The organism is Verruconatronum alginivorum (assembly GCF_056590205.1).
In genome coordinates, this window is the sequence record NZ_JBWPVQ010000001.1 from 2,103,001 (window position 1) to 2,122,268 (window position 19,268).

Genomic DNA, 19,268 nt, shown 5'->3' on the forward strand with positions numbered 1-19,268 from the left:
TCACCGTCGTTTACGCGCTTGGAAACTGGTTTTGTCCAATTTCGGCCATCCCCGGTCGGCGAAACCGTAATTGATTCCCATCAGGTAGTGAAAGACCTGCCCCCGTTTTTCCGAGGGAAGCTTGGCGTAGTCCCGTTGGTGGTTGCTCGCGGAGGCCATGCTTTGCCGCGTGAAGGTCGACTTATCGAGGCGCATGACGAAAGATTCCGGGTAATGTGTTGGGTGTCAATGGCGGCAAGGGCCGGTATCGCGGTTTCGCCATCCGGGGATACGGTGATTTTCAATCGGTAACTTGGAGTTGACTATTGCCGCTTATTTCCAATGTATGTTCGGTTTTATCCGGTAAACGCGGTCCGGAGAGAATCTTCCGGGTGCCGCGGCCGAAGTCAGTTTCAATTCATTCCATGAGCAACAAACCTCAACCTCGACCACCCGAGAATCAGACCAAAGGCGACGACCGCAACATCGTGGCGCTCGATTCCGCCTATGAGGGCGCCAGTTTCGAAGACAAACTCTATCTCTTCTGGAACGATTACCAACGGGTGATCCTCGGTTTGGTGGCGCTCGCCATCATCGTGTTGGCCGGGTGGGGGATCATCACCCTGGTCCAGGACCGTCGCGAGGCGCGGATCGCTTCGGAATTCCAAGCGGCCGCCACCATCGACGAGAAATTCGCTTTCGCCGAGCGTCACGCTTCGCATCCTGCGGCGGGCGCGGCCTTCTTGGAAGTGGCCGACCATCAGTTCGGGGAAGGGGATTACGCGGAGGCGGCGGCCAACTACCGCCGGGCCGCCGAAAGTCTGAATGATTTGCCCAACGCCGGCCGGGCCAGGATCGGCCATGGGGTCGCGTTGGCCTTGGCTGGTCAGCCGGCCGAAGCGATGGCCGCTCTTGAACAGGTGGCGCGCAACACCGGAAATTACGACATCATTCGGGCGGAAGCCCATTATCACGCCGCCACCTTGGCGATCGAATTGGGCGAGTATGAGACCGCCCGGTCGCATATCGACAGCGTGTTGGAAGTCGACCGTTCCCAGATGTGGGCCAGTCGGGCGATGGGCTTGAGCCAGATGCTCCCCGAGCGGAGTTAAGGCGGTCTTGGATGATACCGGCATTCCTGCCGGTGGTTTGGGGGACAGACAAGAATGTCTGTTTCACGGAAGGATAATTTTGTATCCTCGCGGCCATGTCGATAGAAGAAGGAGCCGTTTTTTCGTTTCCTCGGCAATGGCAGGGCCGTTGGGAGGAGACGTTTCCGTGGATGGGAACCGAGATCATCGGCGGTCTCGTCTGGTGGAATGTCGTCGCGTTTCTGTTGGTTGCCGTCCTGGCGGCTGCCGTCCATTTGGCGTTGGTTTGGGTGATTCGGCGAAAATTGACGCGCGATGCGGTGGTCACTCGGGAGGAGCCCGAACACCAGACCGACGCGCGGCGATGGTACGATATGTTGCTCGACGCCGGCCTCAATCCGTTGGCGGCCTTGGTCTGGATCTACGGATTGTATCTCGCCTTCAGCCTGCTGTTTCTCACTCTGCGGGAATTGGAGCCGCAACCAATGGTCCTCGCCTTTCTCGACTGGATCCGGGACTTCGGGTTTTTCGTCATCCTGATTTGGTTCCTGTTTCGGGTCATCGACGAGGTGGACGCCCGGTTGAGCCAACGGGCGAAACAGACCGGCAACAAGTGGGATCGGATCCTGTCGCCGTTGGTCGGCCGGACGCTCAGGCTGGTTCTTCCCTTGGTGGCGATCATCGCGGGATTGCCGTTGTTTCCGATCACCGCGGAAGCGGTCGGGTTGGCCCGGACCGGACTGAGCGTCCTGGTGATCCTTTTTGTGGTGGCGATCCTGTTTCAGACGGTCCGGGCCCTGGAGGAAGGTTTGCTGGCGAATTTCCCGGTCGACGTGGCCGACAACCTCGCCGCGCGGAAAATCCACACCCAGGTGACGGTCTTGAAGAAGGTGGCGTTGGTCACCATCGGGGTGTTGGCGCTGGCGGCGATCTTGATGGTGTTCGAGCCTCTTCGACGGTTTGGCACCAGCATCCTGGCCTCGGCGGGTATCGCCGGGATCATTCTCGGCCTGGCGGCGCAACGGAGCCTCGGGACTTTGCTGGCCGGGTTTCAGATCGCCATCACCCAGCCGATCCGCCTCGATGATGTGGTCATTGTCGAAGGCGAATGGGGAAGGATCGAAGAGATCACTCTTACTTACGTGGTGGTGAGGATTTGGGATCTTCGGCGCCTGGTCCTGCCGATCGATTATTTCATCACCCAGCCGTTCCAGAATTGGACCCGGACTTCCGCCAACATTCTCGGATCGGTCTTCCTGCATGTCGATTACACGGTCCCGGTTCCGGCTTTGCGGGAACATTTGGACCGGGTTTTGGAGAACGATTCGGGATGGGATAAAAAAGTAAAGGTGCTGCAAGTCACCGATTCGTTGGAGAGAACGCTGCAACTGCGGATTTTGGTGAGCGCCGCGGACGCCGGGACCGCTTGGGATCTGCGATGCCGGGTGCGGGAGGCGATGGTGGAATTCATCCGCGAGCGTTTCCCGGAGGCGCTGCCGAGGTTTCGGGCGGAATTGGCGGCCCCTCCGACGGCCGGGGCCGCCGGATTTCTGCCGGGCGGGGGAGAGAAATGAGGTCCGACTAAGGTTGCTAAAACGAAAAAACTCTTTAAGAAAGACGAGAATGGAAATACCGCCGGCGGAGCGGGTCGTTCCGAACAAAATGAAACCGGAAAATCAGGCGGGGACCGAGGTGCGGGGGATGGGCTTCACGCGCGGGTCCGGTTGTTTACGGGTCCGGTAATATGGCTCCTTTGAAATCAGAATCCGGTTCGTCGGACAAATTGGCGGAGTTGGGGGAGCATCTGGCGGTAGCGGAGGCCGCCGTGCAAGCTTTGCGGGAATCACCGTTTTCCTCCGAGGATGGCCGTTCGCGGGGCCTTGGGGAGCCGGAACAGCTGCTTCGGCAAGCCCGGGAAGCTTTGCAGCGGAGCAAGACGGACTGGAAGGAGGCGTTGCGGACGCAAGCGGCCATTCTTGACGCTTTGCCAGCCCATGTCGCTCTGATCGACTCCGAGGGCCTTATTTTGACGGTGAACGAGCCTTGGTGCCGCTTTGCCGTGGAGAACGGGGCTTCTCCCCAAGCGGTCGGACCGGGGTCAAATTATTTTGCCGCCTGTGACGTCGCCGCCGGAGCGAATGTCGACGGGGCCGCTGCGGCGGCCGGTGGGATCCGGCGGGTTTTGTCGGGGGAGCTTCCCAAATTCGTCTCGATTTACCCGTGCCATTCGGATTGGGAAGAGCGCTGGTTCCGGATTCACGTAACACCTTTTGCCCTGGGGGATCGCCTGGGGGCGGTGGTGGCCCATTGGGACGTCACGACTCAAATCAGTGCGGAATTCGCCAATTTGCGTTTGTCGAAGCGGTTGACCCTGACCCTTGAGCGACTCACGGACGCATTCTTCATGGTCGATTCGGAATGGAGGATCACCTTCGCCAACAACCAGGCGGAGCGATTGGCGAAGCGGTTGCGGTCGGAAGTGATGGGGCAGGTCCTTTGGGAGGCTTTTCCCGAGCTGCGGGGAACGGAGTTCGAGCGCCATTACCGTTCGGCCATGGAGGCGCGGCGGTCAGTGGAGTTCGAATGCTTTTACTCTCCGTTGGGAATGTGGATCGAGGTCCGGGCCTATCCGGCGGAAGATGGGTTGGCGATCTATTATCACGATGTCAGCGATCGGAAGAAAGCCGCCGAGCGGTTGCGGGAGAGCGAGGAGCGCTATCGGCGGTTGGTGGAGAATTCCCAGGACCTCATTTGGGAAGCGGATGCGACGGGAAAATTCACGTTCATGAACGTCGCCACCCGGAGAATTTACGGAATGGAGCCCGAAGAGATTATCGGACGACCATTTACCGATTTCGCGGCGCCGGGGCAATTGGAAGCCGATCTCGAACTGTTGAAGAGGATTTTGACCTCGAGTGAGAACGAGCATCATTACGAGCGGCGGGTCCTGCGGAAAGATGGGGGCGTGGTGACTCTCAGCTCCCGGATCACGGTGATACGGAATTCAGCCGGGGAAGTGATCGGCGCCAGCGGAGTTTGCACGGATATCACCGAAAAGAAGAACCTCGAGCAACAATTCCTCCGGTCCCAGCGGATGGAAAGCGTCGGGACATTGGCCGGAGGGATCGCCCACGATTTGAACAACGTGCTCGCTCCGATATTGATGGCGGTGGGTCTCTTGAAAGAGACGGTGACGGACGAACAGACCCGCAGCATGCTTTCCACCATTGAATCGAGCGCGGAACGGGGGGCCGACATGGTGAACCAAGTCCTGTTGTTCGCTCGGGGAATCGAAGGTCGTCGCCTGGAAATCGCTCCGAAGGAATTGATCGGAGACATTCTAAAAATCGTTCGGGAAACCTTTCCCAAGAATATCGAGTTCCGCGAGGAAACCGCCTCGAATCTGCTCCCGGTGCTGGGTGATTCCACTCAACTTCACCAAGTCTTGTTGAATCTCTGCGTCAATTCACGGGATGCGATGCCGGAAGGGGGGCGTTTGACCATCCGGGCGGAAAACGTCTCGGCGGCGGCGGCGCGGTCGATCGATCGCGAGGCGCGAGCCGTCCCCCATGTCATGATCACGGTGGAAGACACCGGATCGGGGATCGCACCCGAGATCATGGATAAAATCTTCGATCCGTTCTTCACCACCAAACGAATCGGGCAAGGAACCGGCTTCGGATTGTCCACCTCCCAGGCGATCGCCAAGGGCCACAAAGGCTTTTTCCGAGTGCAGAGCGAAAGCGGGAAGGGGGCCCGTTTTGACCTTTTCCTGCCGGCGGAGACCGCCTCCGCGCCAAGTCCGGCGAAGCCCGCCCAGCCGGTCGTTCCCCGGGGGGAGGGCGAGGTGATTCTGGTGGTCGACGACGAACTTCCGATCCAGCGGGTCGTCCAGCGGATTTTGGAGAATTACGGTTATCAGGTCTTGCTCGCGAGCGACGGGCGGGCCGCCTTGGCGTTGTTCGATTCCGGGAAAGTGGAGATCGCGGTCGCGCTGGTGGATATGATGATGCCCATCATGGACGGAACCGCCACGATCCGAGAATTCCTCACGCGGGAAAATCCCCCGACTATCATCGCGGCCAGCGGTTACACCACTCAGGATAAGATGGATGAGGTGACCGGAATGGGGGTCGCTCACTTCTTGGCCAAGCCGTATACGACCCAGGTATTATTGCGGACGGTGAAGCAGGCAATGATTGACCGGCGCGCATCCCTTCCCTAAAACTTTTTTCATCATGGGAATCACTCAAGGAGAAAGAAATTGCGCCCGTGAATTCTGCTTTCTGCTTCTGGCGGGAGCCGTGATTCTGGCGGGCATCATTGGACTGTGGGGCCAAGCCTTCGTCGAAGGGGGCAATTGGTGGTGGGTTTTTCTGGGTGCTTTTGCCGTCAGCCTGTATCTCGGCGAACGAATCAAGCGCCGGATGGAGGCGGTCCTGAAAATGTCCCGGGAGGCCCGGGGCGCGGGTGCTGTGCGGGAACCGACCGTGGATGCCTGAGATTTGGCGATCAGAAAAACAGTAGCGTGATGTTCGCCCGCCGGGTGCTCCAGGTGCGGGCGAGTTCCTGGATGAAGGCGACGGCGTCCGCGTAATCCTGCTGTTGGCGAGGAGTTTTCCGTTTTCCGGGCGGGCAGATCGAGGCGCGCAAATTGGTCACCAGGACGGTCGCTTTCGGGTAAGGCGCCAGCTTCTTGAAAATTGCGATCAATTCCTGGCGGGCCCAGAGCGGATTGAACCCCTGTCCGCCGGTCGCACAATCCCAATGGGCGAAACCGTGGCGCGGTTTTTGACGGAAATGCTTTTCGAGAAGGCGGACCGCCGCCTGGGTGAATTGTTCGCTGCGGAGTTGCGGCGGAATGTCGTCCAGGGCGCAGTCGATCGCCGCTTTCACCTGGCGGGCGAGGTAGAGATCGTCGCCGGTGAGGTCGGCGAAGAGGGAATGGATGAAGTGAAGTTTGGCGGCTTCGGTCCCTGCGGCGGTCATTTGAACGTGTCGAGCCGGGTGAGTTCTTCCATGAATTCGTTCACGTCGCGGAAGTCCTTGTAAACGCTGGCGAAACGGACGTAGGCGATCTTGTCGATCTTGCGCAGTTTCTCCATCAGCAGTTCGCCGATCGCCTCGCTCGGGATTTCGTCGTCGAATTTTTCCTGCAAGGCGTTGGTCACGTCGGTCGCGATCATGTTGATCTGCTCGATGTCGATCGGACGCTTTTCGCAGGCCCGGCGCAGACCGGCCAACATCTTCGCGCGGTCGAAGTCCTCCCGCTGGCCATTGCGTTTCACCACCAGCAGGCCGTCGCGGAGGATTTCCTCGGTCGTGGTGAACCGTTGACCGCAAGCCAGACATTCGCGGCGGCGGCGGATCGAGGTGCCGTCTTTATTGATCCGCGAATCGATCACTTTGTCCTCAAGGGACGAACATTTCAGGCAGCGCATGGGATCGAAAATGGGTTCGGCAAAATGGCGTGGATTCCGGGGAGGACCATCAGAGTTTCAGAAAATTCTCCAGGAGGCGGATGCCGTGTTCCGTGGCGTAGGATTCCGGATGGAACTGCACCCCCCAGACCGGCAACTCCTTGTGGCGCATCGCCATGATCTCGCCTTCCTCGGTTTCGGCGGTGATTTCGAGACAATCGGGCAGGCTCGCCCGTTCCACGATCAGGGAATGGTAACGGGTGGCCGGAAATGGGTTGTCCAACCCGGCGAAAAGTTCGCGGTTGTCGTGCCGGATCGGTGAGGTTTTCCCATGCATCAGGCGCTCGGCCCGCACCACTTTGCCCCCGAAATACTGGCCGATGCATTGGTGGCCGAGACAAACGCCGAGCAACGGCTTCTTGCCGGCGAAGGCGGCGATGATGTCGAGACTGACCCCCGCTTCGTTCGGCGAGCAAGGGCCGGGGGAGACCATGACGCGGTCGGGATTCAACGCCACCGCCTCTTCGGCGGTGATCTCGTTGTTGCGGAAAATGCGTTGCTCCACCCCGAGCTGGCCGAAGTACTGGACCAGATTGTAGGTGAAGGAGTCGAAATTATCGAGAACCAGGAGCATTCGTCGTTGATTGGTTTGTCATTTTCCGTTCGCCGTGGTGAAATCATCCTTTTGACCGTTGACGGCTTGCGGTGTTCATTCTTTTTCGCCCGCCAGCGAACCGGAAATGGGAGATAGTTACGATATTTAACGCGTGGAACAAATCAAAACGTCATTACATTTTCACCTAAAGGCCCGCGATGAAGGGACTTCGGCCCGCCGGGGCACCCTGCGCACCCGCCACGGCACGGTCGAAACCCCGATTTTTATGCCGGTCGGCACCCAGGGAACGGTCAAGGGAGTGACCCCGGTCCAACTGGAGGAACTCGGCGCCCAAATCATCCTCGGCAACACCTACCATCTCCACCTCCGCCCGACCGACGAACGGGTCCGGCAACTCGGCGGGTTGCACCGGTTTATGGGCTGGGAGAAGCCGATCCTCACCGACAGCGGCGGTTTTCAGGTTTTTAGCCTGGCGAAACTGCGTCAGATCAGCGAGGAGGGGATCGCCTTCCAGTCCCATCTCGACGGCAAAAACATCTTTCTCGGTCCGCGCGAAGCAATGCGGATCCAGCAAAACCTCGGCTCCGACATTGCCATGGTGTTGGACGAATGCCCGCCTTATCCGTGCGACCGCGACGCCTGCCGGGCCGCCGTCGAACGGAGCATCCGCTGGGCCGGGCAATGCCTCGAAATCTGCAGCGAGAGCGGATTTCTCGACGCGGGACATCACTTGTTCGCGATCATCCAGGGCTCGAATTACGAAGACCTCCGCCGCGAGTGCGCCGAAGCTCTCCGGGCGATGCCCTTTCCCGGATACGCGGTCGGCGGGGTCAGCGTCGGCGAGCCGGAGCCGGAAATGCTTTTCCAAGTGGAGGCGAGCACCCGGCATATGCCGGAGGAGAAACCGCGCTACGCGATGGGACTCGGCACCCCGGCCCAGATGTTAAAAATGATCGCGATGGGGATCGATATGTTCGATTGCGTGATGCCGACCCGCGTCGCGCGCCACGGCACCGGTTTCACCCCGGACGGACCGTTCAATCTCCGCAACGAGCGGTTCCGCGACGACCCGGAGCCGCTGGTCGACGGCTGCGCCTGCTACGCCTGCCGCACCTTCAGCCGCGCCTATCTCCGCCATCTGGTGATCGCCGGCGAGATCCTCGGCTCGACCTTGCTCACCATCCACAACCTCCATTTTTTCCTCGATCTGATGACCCAGGCCCGCGCCCGGATCGAAGCCAACGAATACGCCCGCTGGCACTTGTCGTGGATCGACCGATACGAGGCGAACCAAGGCTGACTTCGACCCGTATTTTCAACCAAACCCGCAACCGGAAATCGAATGGCTCACAAAACCTACACCAACCTTCTCCAAGCCCTGCAGGACACCTATTGGCTGCGCTCGACCCTCGGATTGCTCGGTTGGGACGAGCAGGTCAACCTTCCCCCGGGAAGCGCCGAGCACCGCGCCGCCCAGAGCTCCTACTTGGCCGACCTCCATCACCGGCAGTTCACCCGGCCGGAGATCGGCGAATGGCTCGGCGAATTGGAAGCGGTTGATGCCGAACTGAATGACGACGAACGGACCGTGGTTCGGTGGACCCGGCGCGATTACGACCGGGCTGTCAAGTTGCCCTCCCGTTTCGTCATGGAGAAAACCCAACACCGCTCACGGGCCTACCATGCCTGGGCGGCGGCCCGAAAGGCAAACGACTTTCCCGCCTATGCGCCGGTCCTGGAGAAAACCATCGAGCTCGCCCGCGAGGAAGCCCGCTTGCTCGGATGGGAGGCGAACGCCTACGATTATTTCGTCGATCGTCACGATCCCGGACTGACCGCCTCCCGGATCGCGGACCTTTTCGGCCAACTCCGGGAACCGTTGAAGGAGTTGGTCGGCGAAATCCTGGCCTCGCCGCGGAAAGCGGACCTGACGGTCTTCAAAGGCTTCGACGTCGGCCGCCAGGAGTTGTTCATCCGCAGCGTCGTCGAACGCCTCGGCTTCGATTTCAGCCGCGGTCGTCTCGACCGGTCGATCCATCCGTTTTGCGGCGGCGACGGCGCCGACACCCGCATGACGACGCGGTTTGATCCGGACAACCCGCTCGACGCCATCTTCAGTTCGATCCACGAGACCGGGCACGGCTTGTACTCACAAGGCCTGCCGCTCGAGTCGCGGAGCAATCCGCTCGGTTCGGCGGTCGGGATGGCGGTGCACGAATCGCAAAGCCGCCTGTGGGAAAACCAAGTCGGACGGAGCCGCCCCTTCTGGGCCTACTTTGAACCGTTGCTCCGCCAGGCGTTTTGCTCGGAACTCTCGGCGGTCTCGTCGGACGACCTCTATTTGGCGATCAACGCGGTGCAGCTGAATCCGATCCGGGTCGATTCCGACGAAGTGACCTACAACCTCCACATCATGCTCCGTTTTGAATTGGAGCGGGCGCTCTTCGCGGGCGACCTCGCGGTCCGCGATCTCCCGGCGGAGTGGACCCGATTGTCGCAGGAATTGATCGGCCTCACTCCGAAAAACGACGCGGAAGGGGTTTTGCAAGACATCCATTGGTCCGGCGGATCGTTCGGATATTTCCCGAGTTATTGCCTCGGAAACATGATGGCCGCCCAACTCTGGGACACCGTCCGGGAGGAGATCCCCGGCTTGGAGAAAACCTTCGCCCAAGGCGAATTCCAGCCCCTCCTCCACTGGCTCCGCGAAAAGATTCATTGCCACGGCCGCCGTTTCGACACCGACGCCATGGTGGTGCATTCCACCGGCAAAACCCTAGCCCCCGACGCGTTGATCCGGTATTTGAAAGATCGATACTCGCCGCTGTATCGATAGACGGTCTTGGTCCCCCCCTCTCAAGAGCGAAAATCCGGGCTGCGCCTGGGGAACAACATGGAATGAAACTTCCTCGCCACTGGGAGGGATGGCATCCTGCCGTCCGTCGTCGGCGTCGCTTTCAGGATAAGGTCGGCTGGAAGCCAACCCTCCGATTTGGCCCTCCAACCCCATAAGCAATGAAGTTTCATAAGGGGGAAACACACCCCACCATGCTTGCGCATGGTCCCCCCCTCTCAAGAGGGGATCGGCGTGAAAAAGTTCCCCTCTGGAGAGGGGGGGACCGCTCGCCAGAGTGGTGGGGTGTGTCATCTGCGAATTCGGCGAGCGCCAAGCTATCGTCTATCCTTCCGCCTCCAGGCGAAAGAACGTCCACGTGGAGCGGATTCCGTCGCGACCGGTGTATCGTTCGTCGTAGGCGCGGAGGGTGCGGCGTAAAATCGCCGGCGGAAAACGACGGGCGGGGGCGGCGCCGATGCGGTGGAGAGTGCGGAGAAGATGGAGGGCGTTTGGGAAAGTGAATACGCGCTCGACCGCTTCGGAACGCAGGAGACGGAAGCCCGACCGGGCCAGAGCCGCTTCCCAGGCGGCGGGGAGACGCCATTCCAGCGGGGAAGCGCCGGGAAGAACGTTTTCGAGCTCAGCCAACGTCGGGGCGACGAAAAATCCGGCGAGGATCCGGCCGTTGGGATTCAGATGGCTCTTCCAGTGCTCGAACATCCGGACGGGATCATCGGCCCACTGCAGGAAGCTTGAAGAGAAAATCCAATCAACGGATACATCAGGAAGAGAGTCGGCAGAAGCCGTCTGCCATTCGACTTTCGGGAGGGCGGTCCGGCCGTGCTCCACCATCGCCGGGGCGGCGTCGGTGGCGAGGAACGGGCCTTGCCAAGGGAGGAGATGCCGGGTGAAAAGTCCCGTGCCGGAGGCGACCTCCAAGGCGGCTCCGATTGTTTGTTTCGGCTTCCATTCGGCCAGCCAGGCAGCCATCTCCCGCTGGATGAACCCGAACGATTCGTAGGTTTGGGCGGCCCGGTCGAAACTTTTCATGGGACGGAAGCGGCTTTCAAGAGCGGTTCCGGAGCGTGTCCGACCCCGGGGACGATGCGGAGGCGTGGGGCAAGTTCATGGAGGATATTCGAATCCACCACCGGGTCGGCGTCGCCGACGAATCCGTCCCAGGGATCCGGGAGTCCGGGAGATGCGATCCGGTCGTCGGCGAGTTGGTCGAGACCGTCGAGCAACGCGTCGAGCGAATAAGGAAGTGTATCCGGTTTCCCCAGATCGAGCCCGGCGCGCCGGTAGAAATCTTCGAGGGCCGGGAGTGGATCCCGTTTTATCCAGCGGATGAGGTAACGAACCTGGGTGCGGGTGAATCGTCCCCCGAGTCCGGCCTCCGATGGAAAAGCGAAGAACGGGGCGACGAGCAGGACCGGGAGCGGAATCGTCTCCGCCGCCTTCAATAACTGGAACGCCCCGAGGGAATATCCGCCGATGCGGTCGTAATGGCTCCAGTCGAGGTCGGCGACGTTTCCCGGGACCGGCGGCAGGACGGTGTGTTCCGCGGATGGATACACGTGTTTCACCTGGTCGTAAAACCAACCGGGCGGCAATCCCCAGCCGCCAATCCAAAGCCAGCGTTCCGATTTCATGGATGTTGCGCGCGCCATTGGCGGAGGAGGCCTTCGACGCGGGCGCCGGTTTCGGGGGTGAAGCCCCGTTTCAGGGAAACGCGGAGACGTCCGGTGCCGGCCGGAACGGTCGGGGGACGGATCGCTCCGACGTGAACCCGGTTTTCGCGGAGGAAGGTCGCGAGGGCGAGCGTCCGGTCGCTTTCGCCGACGATGACTGGAACGATCGGGGAATCTCCTTCGGGGACTTCCCATCCTGCCTTCCGCAGGCGTTGCCGGAAAATCCGGGAGGCCTTCCGCCAAACCGGCTGGTCGGCCGAAAGCTGCCGGGTTCGTTCGACTGCGGCAGTTGCCGCGGCGGTGGCGATCGGGCTGAGATAGGTCGAATAAATGAATTCGCCGGCGTGGTTGATCAGGTGGTCCCGGAAACAGGATTCGTGAAACAATGTATAGGCGCCCTGCGAGCCGAGCGCTTTACCGAGGGTGCCGACAAGGACGTCGACTGCTTGGATGCACCCGGTTTCCGCCGCGAGGCCGGCGCCTTTCGGGCCGTACCAGCCGAGGGCATGGGCCTCGTCGACGATGAAGCAAAACGGATGGGTCTCCTTCAGCGCGGCGATCGCGGTGAGGTCGGGTGCGTCGCCGTCCATGCTGAAAATCGATTCGGTGACGACGAAACGAACCCCCTCGGGGCGGGGATGCTTCTTAAGTAATTCCCGGAGGTGATCGACGTCATTGTGACGGTAGCGGACGAGCCGGGCGCCGCTGTGGAGGATCCCGGCGATCATGCTGTTGTGGATCAGGCGGTCGGCGAAAACAAGGTCGCCGGGCTGGGGCAGAAGACTGAGCACGGCATGATTCGCGGCGTATCCACTGTTCCAGACAATCCCGTGAGGGAAACCGTGCCATTCGCAGAGCATCGTTTCCAAACGCTGGTGTGGTGTCCGGTAACCCGCGACCAACGGCGAGGCAGAAGCGGAACATCCGAAGCGGTCGGCGGCATCCCGGGCGGCGGCGACCACCGCCGGATCGCGGGCGAGCTCGAGATAATCGTTGTCGGAGAGTTCCAACCAATCAGAGCCAGCCTCCCGTATCGCCAGGGAGCGAAGAAGCCCCGTCTCGCGACGTGATTCCAAGCCGTCCGCGAGGCGCTTTCGCAGTGTCTCCATTAGTGTGAATTAGTTGTTTATTAGTAGTTGAAATCCCATCTTTAGAAGCGACTGCGGGCGCCGTCCGGGTCCTCCGGGAGGGGGGCGTCGAAACGCTGGCGGGCCCAGACCGGGAGGGTGGCAAGGCCGCGTCGGTTGCTATCGCGGATTTCGGCGGATTGCGGTTCGGTTTCGTTGAGCCAGAGTCCGGCCGGCAGGCGGTGTTGGGCCGCGTAGGCGGCGGCGAGCCGTCCCTGGTTGATCGCCCCGAGGCGGTCGGGGATGACCAAAACGACCCGGTCGGCGGCGATGGCCCGGGCGAAGTCGGTCCAGTCATGGCCGTCGGCGTCGAGCGGGACGGCGATTCCGCCGGCTCCTTCGACGATGCGGAGTTCGGCCGGAGGGAGGGCGCGCCATTTTTCAAGCATTCCTTCGATGGAAAGCGGCGGAGCCCCTGCCGCTTCGGCCGCCGCGACCGGCGCGAGGGGGAGCGGGAAACGGATCAAGGTGAAGGCCGTGGCGCCGGCGACTCCGCTGCGGTGGAGGGCGTCGTCGGCGTCGCCGGGTTCGCCGGGAGCGCGCCCGGTCTCGACTGGTTTAATAAATTGGATACGCAGGCCCGGGCGGCCGAGGAGACGGCCGATGGCGGCCGTCACCCGGGTTTTGCCGATGCCGGTGTCGGAGCCGGTGACAAAGATGACGCGCACCTGGAGGAAGGATTTAGAATAAATGAAGCCGAGGTCCGAAGGCCCCGGTCAGGCGTGCGCTTCCTCCGGTTCCGCGGCGGCGCAGGCGGACTTCTCGCCGTTGCGGTGGTATTCGCGGGCGGCTTGCGGATCGAGCGGATGGAGGCCGAGTCGTTCGAGGAGGCGGAGGTCTTCCGAGCGTTCCGGATTGGGCGTGGTCAGAAGCTTTTCGCCGAGGAAAATGCTGTTGGCTCCGGCGAGGAAGCAGAGGGCTTGGGTTTCCTCACTCATGGCGGTGCGTCCGGCGGAAAGGCGGACGATGCTCTTCGGCATGATGATCCGGGCGGTGGCGATGATGCGGACGAATTCGAACGGATCGACCGGTTGCTGCTCGTCGAGCGGGGTGCCTTCGACCGGGACCAATGCGTTGATCGGCACCGAGTCGGGTTGCGGGTCGAGCGAGGCGAGTTCGGCCAGCAGTTTCAGTCGGTCGTCGATCGTTTCCCCCATGCCGAGGATGCCGCCGCTGCAAACTTCCAAGCCCGCCTGGCGGACGTTCGAGAGGGTTTGGAGGCGGTCGTCGTAGGTGCGGGTGGTGATGATCTCCGGGTAAAATTCGCGGGACGTATCCAAGTTGTGGTTATAGACCGCGCAGCCGGCCTCCTTGAGGCGGGCCGCCTGGTCTTCGCGCAGCATCCCGAGGGTGCAGCAGACTTCTAGGCCGAGGTCGGCGACGCCGCGGACGGTGTCGATGACCGAGTCGAACTGACGTCCGTCGCGAACGTCGCGCCAGGCCGCCCCCATGCAGAAGCGGGAAGCTCCCCCGGCCTTGGCTTCCTTGGCCTTTTCGATCAATGCCGTCGTGTCCATCAGCGGTTCCGGCTCCAACTCGGTATGGTAATGGGCGGACTGCGGACAATATTTGCAGTTTTCCGGGCAGGCGCCGGTCTTGATCGACTGGAGGGTCGAAAGTTGCACCCCGGCCGGATCCTGGTAGCGATGATGCACCTGTTGGGCGCGGAAGATCAAGGTGGTGAAGGGGAGATGATAGATCTCACGGATTTGTTCGAGTGTCATAGAATTTTGGATTTTAGATTTTGGATTTTAAATTTCGGAATTCGGATTTTGAAATTCGGACTTTGCCAGGGTTTGGTTGAGGGCGGCGAGTGTTCGGTCGACGAGGAGAGTGATTTCTTCGGGGGAGATGCAGATCGGCGGGACCAGGAGAAGGGTGTCGCCGAGCGGGCGGAGGAGGAGACCGTGTTCGCGGGCCTGGAGGCAGACTTGGAGGCCGGCGCGGACCGGGATGGGAAACGGATCGGGGCGGTTGCGGTGGGGGGCGAGTTCGACGGCTGCGGTGAGGCCGCGTTGGCGGACCTGGCGGACGTGCGGGTGGTCGGCGAAGGCGGATTCAAGGGCGGCGCCGAAGGCGACGATGGCGCGGGCCACCTGGCCGGATGTGATCATCGGCTCCAGTTTTTCGATGTTGGCGAGGGAAACGGCGGCGGCGAGGGGGTTGCCGGTGAAGGTGTGGCCGTGGAAAAAGGCCCGGTAGCTTTCGTAGGGACCGAGGAAGGCCTCGTAGATCGGTTCGCGGACGACGGTGGCAGCGAGCGGAAGGTAGCCGGCGGTCAGTCCTTTGGCCAGACAGAGAAAGTCGGGGGTGACCCCTTCCTCGGCGCAGACGAGGAGGGAGCCGAGGCGGCCGAAGCCGACGAAAACCTCGTCGAGGATCAGGTGAATTCCGTGGCGGCGGCAGAGGTCCGCGACAGCCCGGACGAAGCCGGGCGGTTGCTGGAGCATGCCGCCGGCGCCCTGGACGGACGGTTCGAGGATCAGGCAGGCGGTCTCGGCGCCTTGGGACGCGAGAAGTTCTTCAAGGTTACGGAGGCTTGCGGCGGGGTCGGCGGCGACGGTGCGGCCGTTGAGCTCGTGGCAAAGCGGGGCGGGAAATTTGTCGGTCGGGAAAAACCACGGGCTGAAGCGGTCGTGGAAAAGGCCGGAGTCGCCGACGGCCATGGTCCCGAAGGTATCGCCGTGGTAACTGTGGCGCATCGAGACGACCTTGCGGCGGGCTGGTTCGCCGCGGAGTTGCCAGTATTGGAACGACATTTTCAGGGCGATTTCGACCGCGTTGGAGCCGTTGTCGCTGAAAAAGGAGCGGTTGAGATCGCCCGGGGTGATCTCGGCGAGTTTGCGGGCGAGCTTTGAACCGGCGGGGTGGGTTAGGCCGAGCATCGTGGAGTGGGCGACGCGGTCGAGTTGGTCGCGGAGGGCGCGATTGAGGTCGGGGTCGTTGTGGCCGTGGACGTTGGTCCAGATCGAGGCCGTGCCGTCGAGGTAGCGGCGGCCCGCGGTATCGGTCAGCCAGACGCCTTCGCCGGAATCGATATGGATTGGTGGGACCGCGGAATACTCCCGCATCTGGGCGAACGGATGCCAGGAGTGGGTGAAATCCCACTCGCGCAATTCGGTTTCACTGGCTGGCGCGCATTCCCGGATCATCGATGAGTCGATTAACAAAACACAGGTTCGGGGGAATTGTTAAGGGCAAAGTGCGTTTTGGTTAACATTTGGAGAGAATGATGAATTAGGAATGATGCATTATGAATGGGGAAGGGGGCTTGAGTTTGGGAAGGGAAGGGGGGAGAGTGGGCGGGATGGAAAGACCTCGTGATATCCAGCTCATTGGCAAGGAAGTGGCCATTCTTTGGGAGGGTGGCGGTGAAAGTTTCATTCCGATGGAACTGCTCCGGGAGCGCTCGCCGAGCGCGGAGACCCGGGGGGAAGTCGACGTATTGGGCAACCGTTACGGGGGCGACGGCCCGAAGAAATTCCCGGGGGTCACGGTGAAGGGGTGGCAGGTGGTCGGGACTTACGCGGTCCGGTTCGACTTCAGCGACGGCCATTCCAGCGGGCTTTACAGTTTCCAGTTGCTTCGCGAGCTGGGGGACGAGGCGGCCTGATTCTGTAGCGGGCATTCGAAAAAGCCGGTAAGCAGGTTTTCGCGCGAAGCGCTTTGGAGTGCTGGTGCGTCCCCGCACCGCTTTCGGAATGGTCGGAGGTAGCCGCGCGCTCGACAGTCATTCGACGGCCGGAGCTATTCCGCGCGCACGAAAGCTCCGCGGGGACGCGGAGCACTCCAAAGAGGCTTCGCCTCGAAAACCAAGTTGTCGTCGTGCGGTTTCGTTGAGCGACTTTTCTGAGCGGGGGGCGTTTTTGCCGAATTCCTTTCTTTTCAGGGAATTGGATTTAGTGTGAAGTGGGAGGCAATTCCCTTCCAATCATCAGGAACCACTATGACGCAGAGAACACCGAAAGAAGTTATCGAGTTCGCCAAGAGCAAGGACGTGAAGATCGTCGATTTCAAGTTTTGCGACATTCATGGTTCCTGGCAGCATTTCTCCGTGCCGTTGTCCGAACTGAAAGAGGAGGTTTTCGAGGAGGGGCTCGGATTCGACGGGTCGAGCGTGCGGGGTTGGCGGACGATCGAGGCCTCCGACATGTTGGTGAAACCGGATCCGAACACCGCCTTCATCGATCCGTTTTCGGCGTTCACCACATTGAGCCTCGCTTGCGATGTGGTCGATCCGGTGACCATGGAGGTTTACGAACGCGATCCGCGCGGGGTGGCGATCAAGGCGGAGGCGTATTTGAAATCGACCGGGATCGCCGACACCGCCTTTTTCGGACCGGAGGCGGAGTTCTTCGTTTTCGATGATGTCCGCTATGGGACGACCGCCAACTCCTCGTTTTATTCGGTCGATTCCGAGGAGGCGATTTGGAATTCCGGCAAGGAGGAGTTTCCGAACCTCGGCTACAAGATCCGTCACAAGGAAGGATACCTGCCGGTTTCGCCCGCCGACAAACAGGTCGATTTGCGCAACGAGATGATTCTGACCATGATCGAGCTCGGCATCCGGATCGAGCGGGAGCATCACGAAGTGGCGACGGGCGGTCAGGCCGAAATCGACGTCGTTTTCGATAGTCTGCTCCGGATGGGTGATACCATGTGCCTCTACAAATACGTGGTCAAAAACGTCGCCCACAAACACGGCAAGGCGGCGACTTTCATGCCGAAGCCGCTGTTCGGCGACAACGGTTCCGGGATGCACGTCCATTCTTCGCTGTGGAAAGGGGGCAAACCGCTTTTCGCCGGCGACGGTTACGCCGGGATGAGCGAACTGGCGCTGAATTACATCGGCGGAATCCTCAAGCACGCGCCCGCGTTGTGCGCCCTCTGCAATCCGACCAACAACAGTTACAAGCGGTTGATCCCCGGGTTCGAGGCGCCGGTCAACCTCGCCTACTCGGCCCGCAACCGCTCGGCGGCGATCCGGATTCCGACCTATAGCATCAGTCCGAAATCGAAACGGATCGAATACCGCACCCCCGATCCGTCGGCCAATCCGTATCTCGCCTTCTCGGCGATCCTGATGGCCGGGCTCGACGGCGTGCAAAACAAGATCGATCCGGGCGAGGCGATCGACAAGAACCTCTACGATTTGTCGCCCGAGGAAATCGCCTTGGTGCCGACGGTGCCCGACTCGTTGCGCGGCGCGGTGGAGGCGTTGCGGGCCGACCACGAGTTCTTGATGAAAGGGGATGTCTTCACCCAGGATTTCATCGACAACTTCATTCGGATGAAGACCAACGAATACGATGCGGTCCGGGTGCGCCCCCATCCGCACGAGTTCCACATGTATTTCGATATCTGATACGCCATGCGAATTCTAGTGACGGGGGGAGCCGGCTTTCTCGGAAGCCATTTGTGTGAACGTTTGTTGAAAGACGGGCATGAGGTGATCTGCATGGACAACCTTTTCACCGGCCGGAAGCAGAACATCTTTCACCTGATGGAGAACCCGTTGTTCGAATTCGCCCGGCACGATGTTACCGATCCGTTCAAAGTCGAAGTCGACCAAATCTACAACCTCGCCTGCCCGGCCTCGCCGGTTCATTACCAATACAATCCGATCAAGACGGTAAAAACCTCCGTGATGGGGTCGATCAATTGCCTCGGGTTGGCGAAGCGAGTCAAGGCCCGGGTGTTCCAAGCCTCGACCTCGGAAGTCTATGGCGACCCGGAGGTCCATCCGCAGGAGGAAGGATACCGGGGGAACGTGAATCCGATCGGTCCGCGGGCTTGTTACGATGAAGGTAAGCGCTGCGCTGAAACGCTCTTTTTCGATTACCATCGGGAGAACAAAGTTGATATCCGGGTGGTCCGGATCTTCAACACCTACGGTCCCCGGATGCTGCCGAATGACGGGCGAGTCGTATCGAATTTCATCGTACAGGCGCTTCGCGGCAACGACATTACGATATATGGCAAAGGCGAGCAGACCCGGTCCTTTTGTTATGTGGACGACTTGATCGACGGGTTTGTCCGGTTCATGGAGCAGACCGAAACGGTCGGTCCGTTGAACTTGGGAAACCCGGAAGAGTTCACTATTTTGGAGCTGGCGGAAAAAGTGATCGAGTTGACCGGCAGCCAGTCGAAGATCCGTTTTCAGCCGTTGCCGAAAGACGATCCCGTCCGGCGGAAACCGGACATCACCCTGGCCCGCAAACACCTCGGCGGATGGGAGCCGACGTATCCGTTGGAAAAAGGCTTACTGAAGACGATCGAATACTTCGCGAAGCACGGAGACGTGGCCTGAGTTTTGGCGTGGTCGGGTTGGCTCCGCCGCCCGACAGCTGCGGCTGGGGCGGCCGGGGGGAAATGGCGTCCGGCGTCGCTGGCGGGAGGGACAGGTATCCCCGGAGGATTTCGACCGCATCGGTCGACGGGGCGGCAAAGCCAACCCCGCTACATTGTTGGGCGGGAACACCTCGATGGGCGACGTGCCCCATGGAGA

At 60.9% G+C, this 19,268-nt stretch carries 19 protein-coding genes; 9 read left to right on the top strand and 10 right to left on the bottom strand.

Annotation, left to right across the window (positions count from 1 at the left end):
* A complete protein-coding gene (locus tag ACWUI2_RS07400) occupies positions 1 to 195 on the bottom strand; it encodes a hypothetical protein (RefSeq protein WP_486982216.1) in 195 nt (64 codons plus the stop codon).
* Positions 196 to 404: 209 nt separating this feature from the next.
* Between ACWUI2_RS07400 and ACWUI2_RS07405 the strand changes: the two genes are divergently transcribed.
* From ACWUI2_RS07405 to ACWUI2_RS07420, 4 genes are all read left to right on the top strand, one after another.
* Positions 405 to 1,091, top strand: coding sequence for a tetratricopeptide repeat protein (locus ACWUI2_RS07405; protein WP_486982217.1), 687 nt, complete (start codon positions 405 to 407; stop codon positions 1,089 to 1,091).
* A gap of 95 nt (positions 1,092 to 1,186) precedes the next feature.
* Positions 1,187 to 2,644, top strand: coding sequence for a mechanosensitive ion channel family protein (locus ACWUI2_RS07410; RefSeq protein WP_486982218.1), 1,458 nt, complete (start codon positions 1,187 to 1,189; stop codon positions 2,642 to 2,644).
* Positions 2,645 to 2,823: 179 nt separating this feature from the next.
* Positions 2,824 to 5,295 (top strand): PAS domain-containing hybrid sensor histidine kinase/response regulator, encoded by a 2,472-nt coding sequence (locus ACWUI2_RS07415; protein ID WP_486982219.1) that lies wholly within the window; start codon positions 2,824 to 2,826, stop codon positions 5,293 to 5,295.
* Positions 5,296 to 5,308: 13 nt separating this feature from the next.
* Complete coding sequence (locus ACWUI2_RS07420; protein ID WP_486982220.1) at positions 5,309 to 5,572, top strand: hypothetical protein; 264 nt, start codon at positions 5,309 to 5,311, stop codon at positions 5,570 to 5,572.
* A 10-nt stretch (positions 5,573 to 5,582) separates the two neighbouring features.
* Here the strand turns inward: ACWUI2_RS07420 and ACWUI2_RS07425 are convergent, their stop codons facing one another.
* From ACWUI2_RS07425 to ACWUI2_RS07435, 3 genes are read right to left on the bottom strand one after another with little or no spacing between them, the layout of a single operon-like run.
* A complete protein-coding gene (locus ACWUI2_RS07425; protein ID WP_486982221.1) occupies positions 5,583 to 6,059 on the bottom strand; it encodes a hypothetical protein in 477 nt (158 codons plus the stop codon).
* Positions 6,056 to 6,511 (bottom strand): transcriptional regulator NrdR, encoded by a 456-nt coding sequence (gene nrdR / locus ACWUI2_RS07430; RefSeq protein ID WP_486982222.1) that lies wholly within the window; start codon positions 6,509 to 6,511, stop codon positions 6,056 to 6,058. The genes ACWUI2_RS07425 and nrdR overlap by 4 nt, the downstream gene beginning before the upstream one ends.
* Positions 6,512 to 6,560: 49 nt before the next feature.
* Positions 6,561 to 7,124 (bottom strand): anthranilate synthase component II, encoded by a 564-nt coding sequence (locus ACWUI2_RS07435; RefSeq protein ID WP_486982223.1) that lies wholly within the window; start codon positions 7,122 to 7,124, stop codon positions 6,561 to 6,563.
* A 133-nt stretch (positions 7,125 to 7,257) separates the two neighbouring features.
* Here ACWUI2_RS07435 and tgt point away from each other — a divergent pair, with 133 nt between their 5' ends.
* Both tgt and ACWUI2_RS07445 read left to right on the top strand, forming a co-directional pair.
* Positions 7,258 to 8,406 (top strand): tRNA guanosine(34) transglycosylase Tgt, encoded by a 1,149-nt coding sequence (tgt, locus tag ACWUI2_RS07440; RefSeq protein ID WP_486982224.1) that lies wholly within the window; start codon positions 7,258 to 7,260, stop codon positions 8,404 to 8,406.
* 42 nt (positions 8,407 to 8,448) lie between these two features.
* A complete protein-coding gene (locus tag ACWUI2_RS07445; RefSeq protein WP_486982225.1) occupies positions 8,449 to 9,942 on the top strand; it encodes a carboxypeptidase M32 in 1,494 nt (497 codons plus the stop codon).
* Positions 9,943 to 10,284: 342 nt separating this feature from the next.
* Here the strand turns inward: ACWUI2_RS07445 and ACWUI2_RS07450 are convergent, their stop codons facing one another.
* From ACWUI2_RS07450 to bioA, 6 genes are read right to left on the bottom strand one after another with little or no spacing between them, the layout of a single operon-like run.
* The gene (locus ACWUI2_RS07450; RefSeq protein WP_486982226.1) at positions 10,285 to 10,992 is read right to left on the bottom strand and encodes a methyltransferase domain-containing protein; all 708 of its coding nucleotides are present in this window, start codon (positions 10,990 to 10,992) and stop codon (positions 10,285 to 10,287) included.
* Positions 10,989 to 11,594, bottom strand: a complete 606-nt coding sequence (locus ACWUI2_RS07455) for a hypothetical protein (protein ID WP_486982227.1) — start codon at positions 11,592 to 11,594, stop codon at positions 10,989 to 10,991. The genes ACWUI2_RS07450 and ACWUI2_RS07455 overlap by 4 nt, the downstream gene beginning before the upstream one ends.
* Positions 11,591 to 12,742 (bottom strand): aminotransferase class I/II-fold pyridoxal phosphate-dependent enzyme, encoded by a 1,152-nt coding sequence (locus ACWUI2_RS07460; RefSeq protein WP_486982228.1) that lies wholly within the window; start codon positions 12,740 to 12,742, stop codon positions 11,591 to 11,593. The genes ACWUI2_RS07455 and ACWUI2_RS07460 overlap by 4 nt, the downstream gene beginning before the upstream one ends.
* Before the next feature lie 41 nt (positions 12,743 to 12,783).
* The gene (gene bioD, locus ACWUI2_RS07465) at positions 12,784 to 13,428 is read right to left on the bottom strand and encodes an ATP-dependent dethiobiotin synthetase BioD (RefSeq protein ID WP_486982229.1); all 645 of its coding nucleotides are present in this window, start codon (positions 13,426 to 13,428) and stop codon (positions 12,784 to 12,786) included.
* 48 nt (positions 13,429 to 13,476) lie between these two features.
* Positions 13,477 to 14,484 (bottom strand): biotin synthase BioB, encoded by a 1,008-nt coding sequence (gene bioB, locus ACWUI2_RS07470; RefSeq protein WP_486982230.1) that lies wholly within the window; start codon positions 14,482 to 14,484, stop codon positions 13,477 to 13,479.
* 27 nt (positions 14,485 to 14,511) lie between these two features.
* A complete protein-coding gene (bioA, locus tag ACWUI2_RS07475) occupies positions 14,512 to 15,912 on the bottom strand; it encodes an adenosylmethionine--8-amino-7-oxononanoate transaminase (protein WP_486982231.1) in 1,401 nt (466 codons plus the stop codon).
* 155 nt (positions 15,913 to 16,067) lie between these two features.
* Here bioA and ACWUI2_RS07480 point away from each other — a divergent pair, with 155 nt between their 5' ends.
* The 3 genes from ACWUI2_RS07480 (at position 16,068) to ACWUI2_RS07490 (ending at position 19,070) form a co-directional block, all read left to right on the top strand.
* The gene (locus tag ACWUI2_RS07480) at positions 16,068 to 16,373 is read left to right on the top strand and encodes a gamma-butyrobetaine hydroxylase-like domain-containing protein (RefSeq protein WP_486982232.1); all 306 of its coding nucleotides are present in this window, start codon (positions 16,068 to 16,070) and stop codon (positions 16,371 to 16,373) included.
* A gap of 333 nt (positions 16,374 to 16,706) precedes the next feature.
* Positions 16,707 to 18,125, top strand: coding sequence for a type I glutamate--ammonia ligase (gene glnA, locus ACWUI2_RS07485; RefSeq protein ID WP_486982233.1), 1,419 nt, complete (start codon positions 16,707 to 16,709; stop codon positions 18,123 to 18,125).
* Positions 18,126 to 18,131: 6 nt separating this feature from the next.
* Complete coding sequence (locus tag ACWUI2_RS07490; protein WP_486982234.1) at positions 18,132 to 19,070, top strand: UDP-glucuronic acid decarboxylase family protein; 939 nt, start codon at positions 18,132 to 18,134, stop codon at positions 19,068 to 19,070.
* Positions 19,071 to 19,268 lie beyond the last annotated feature (198 nt).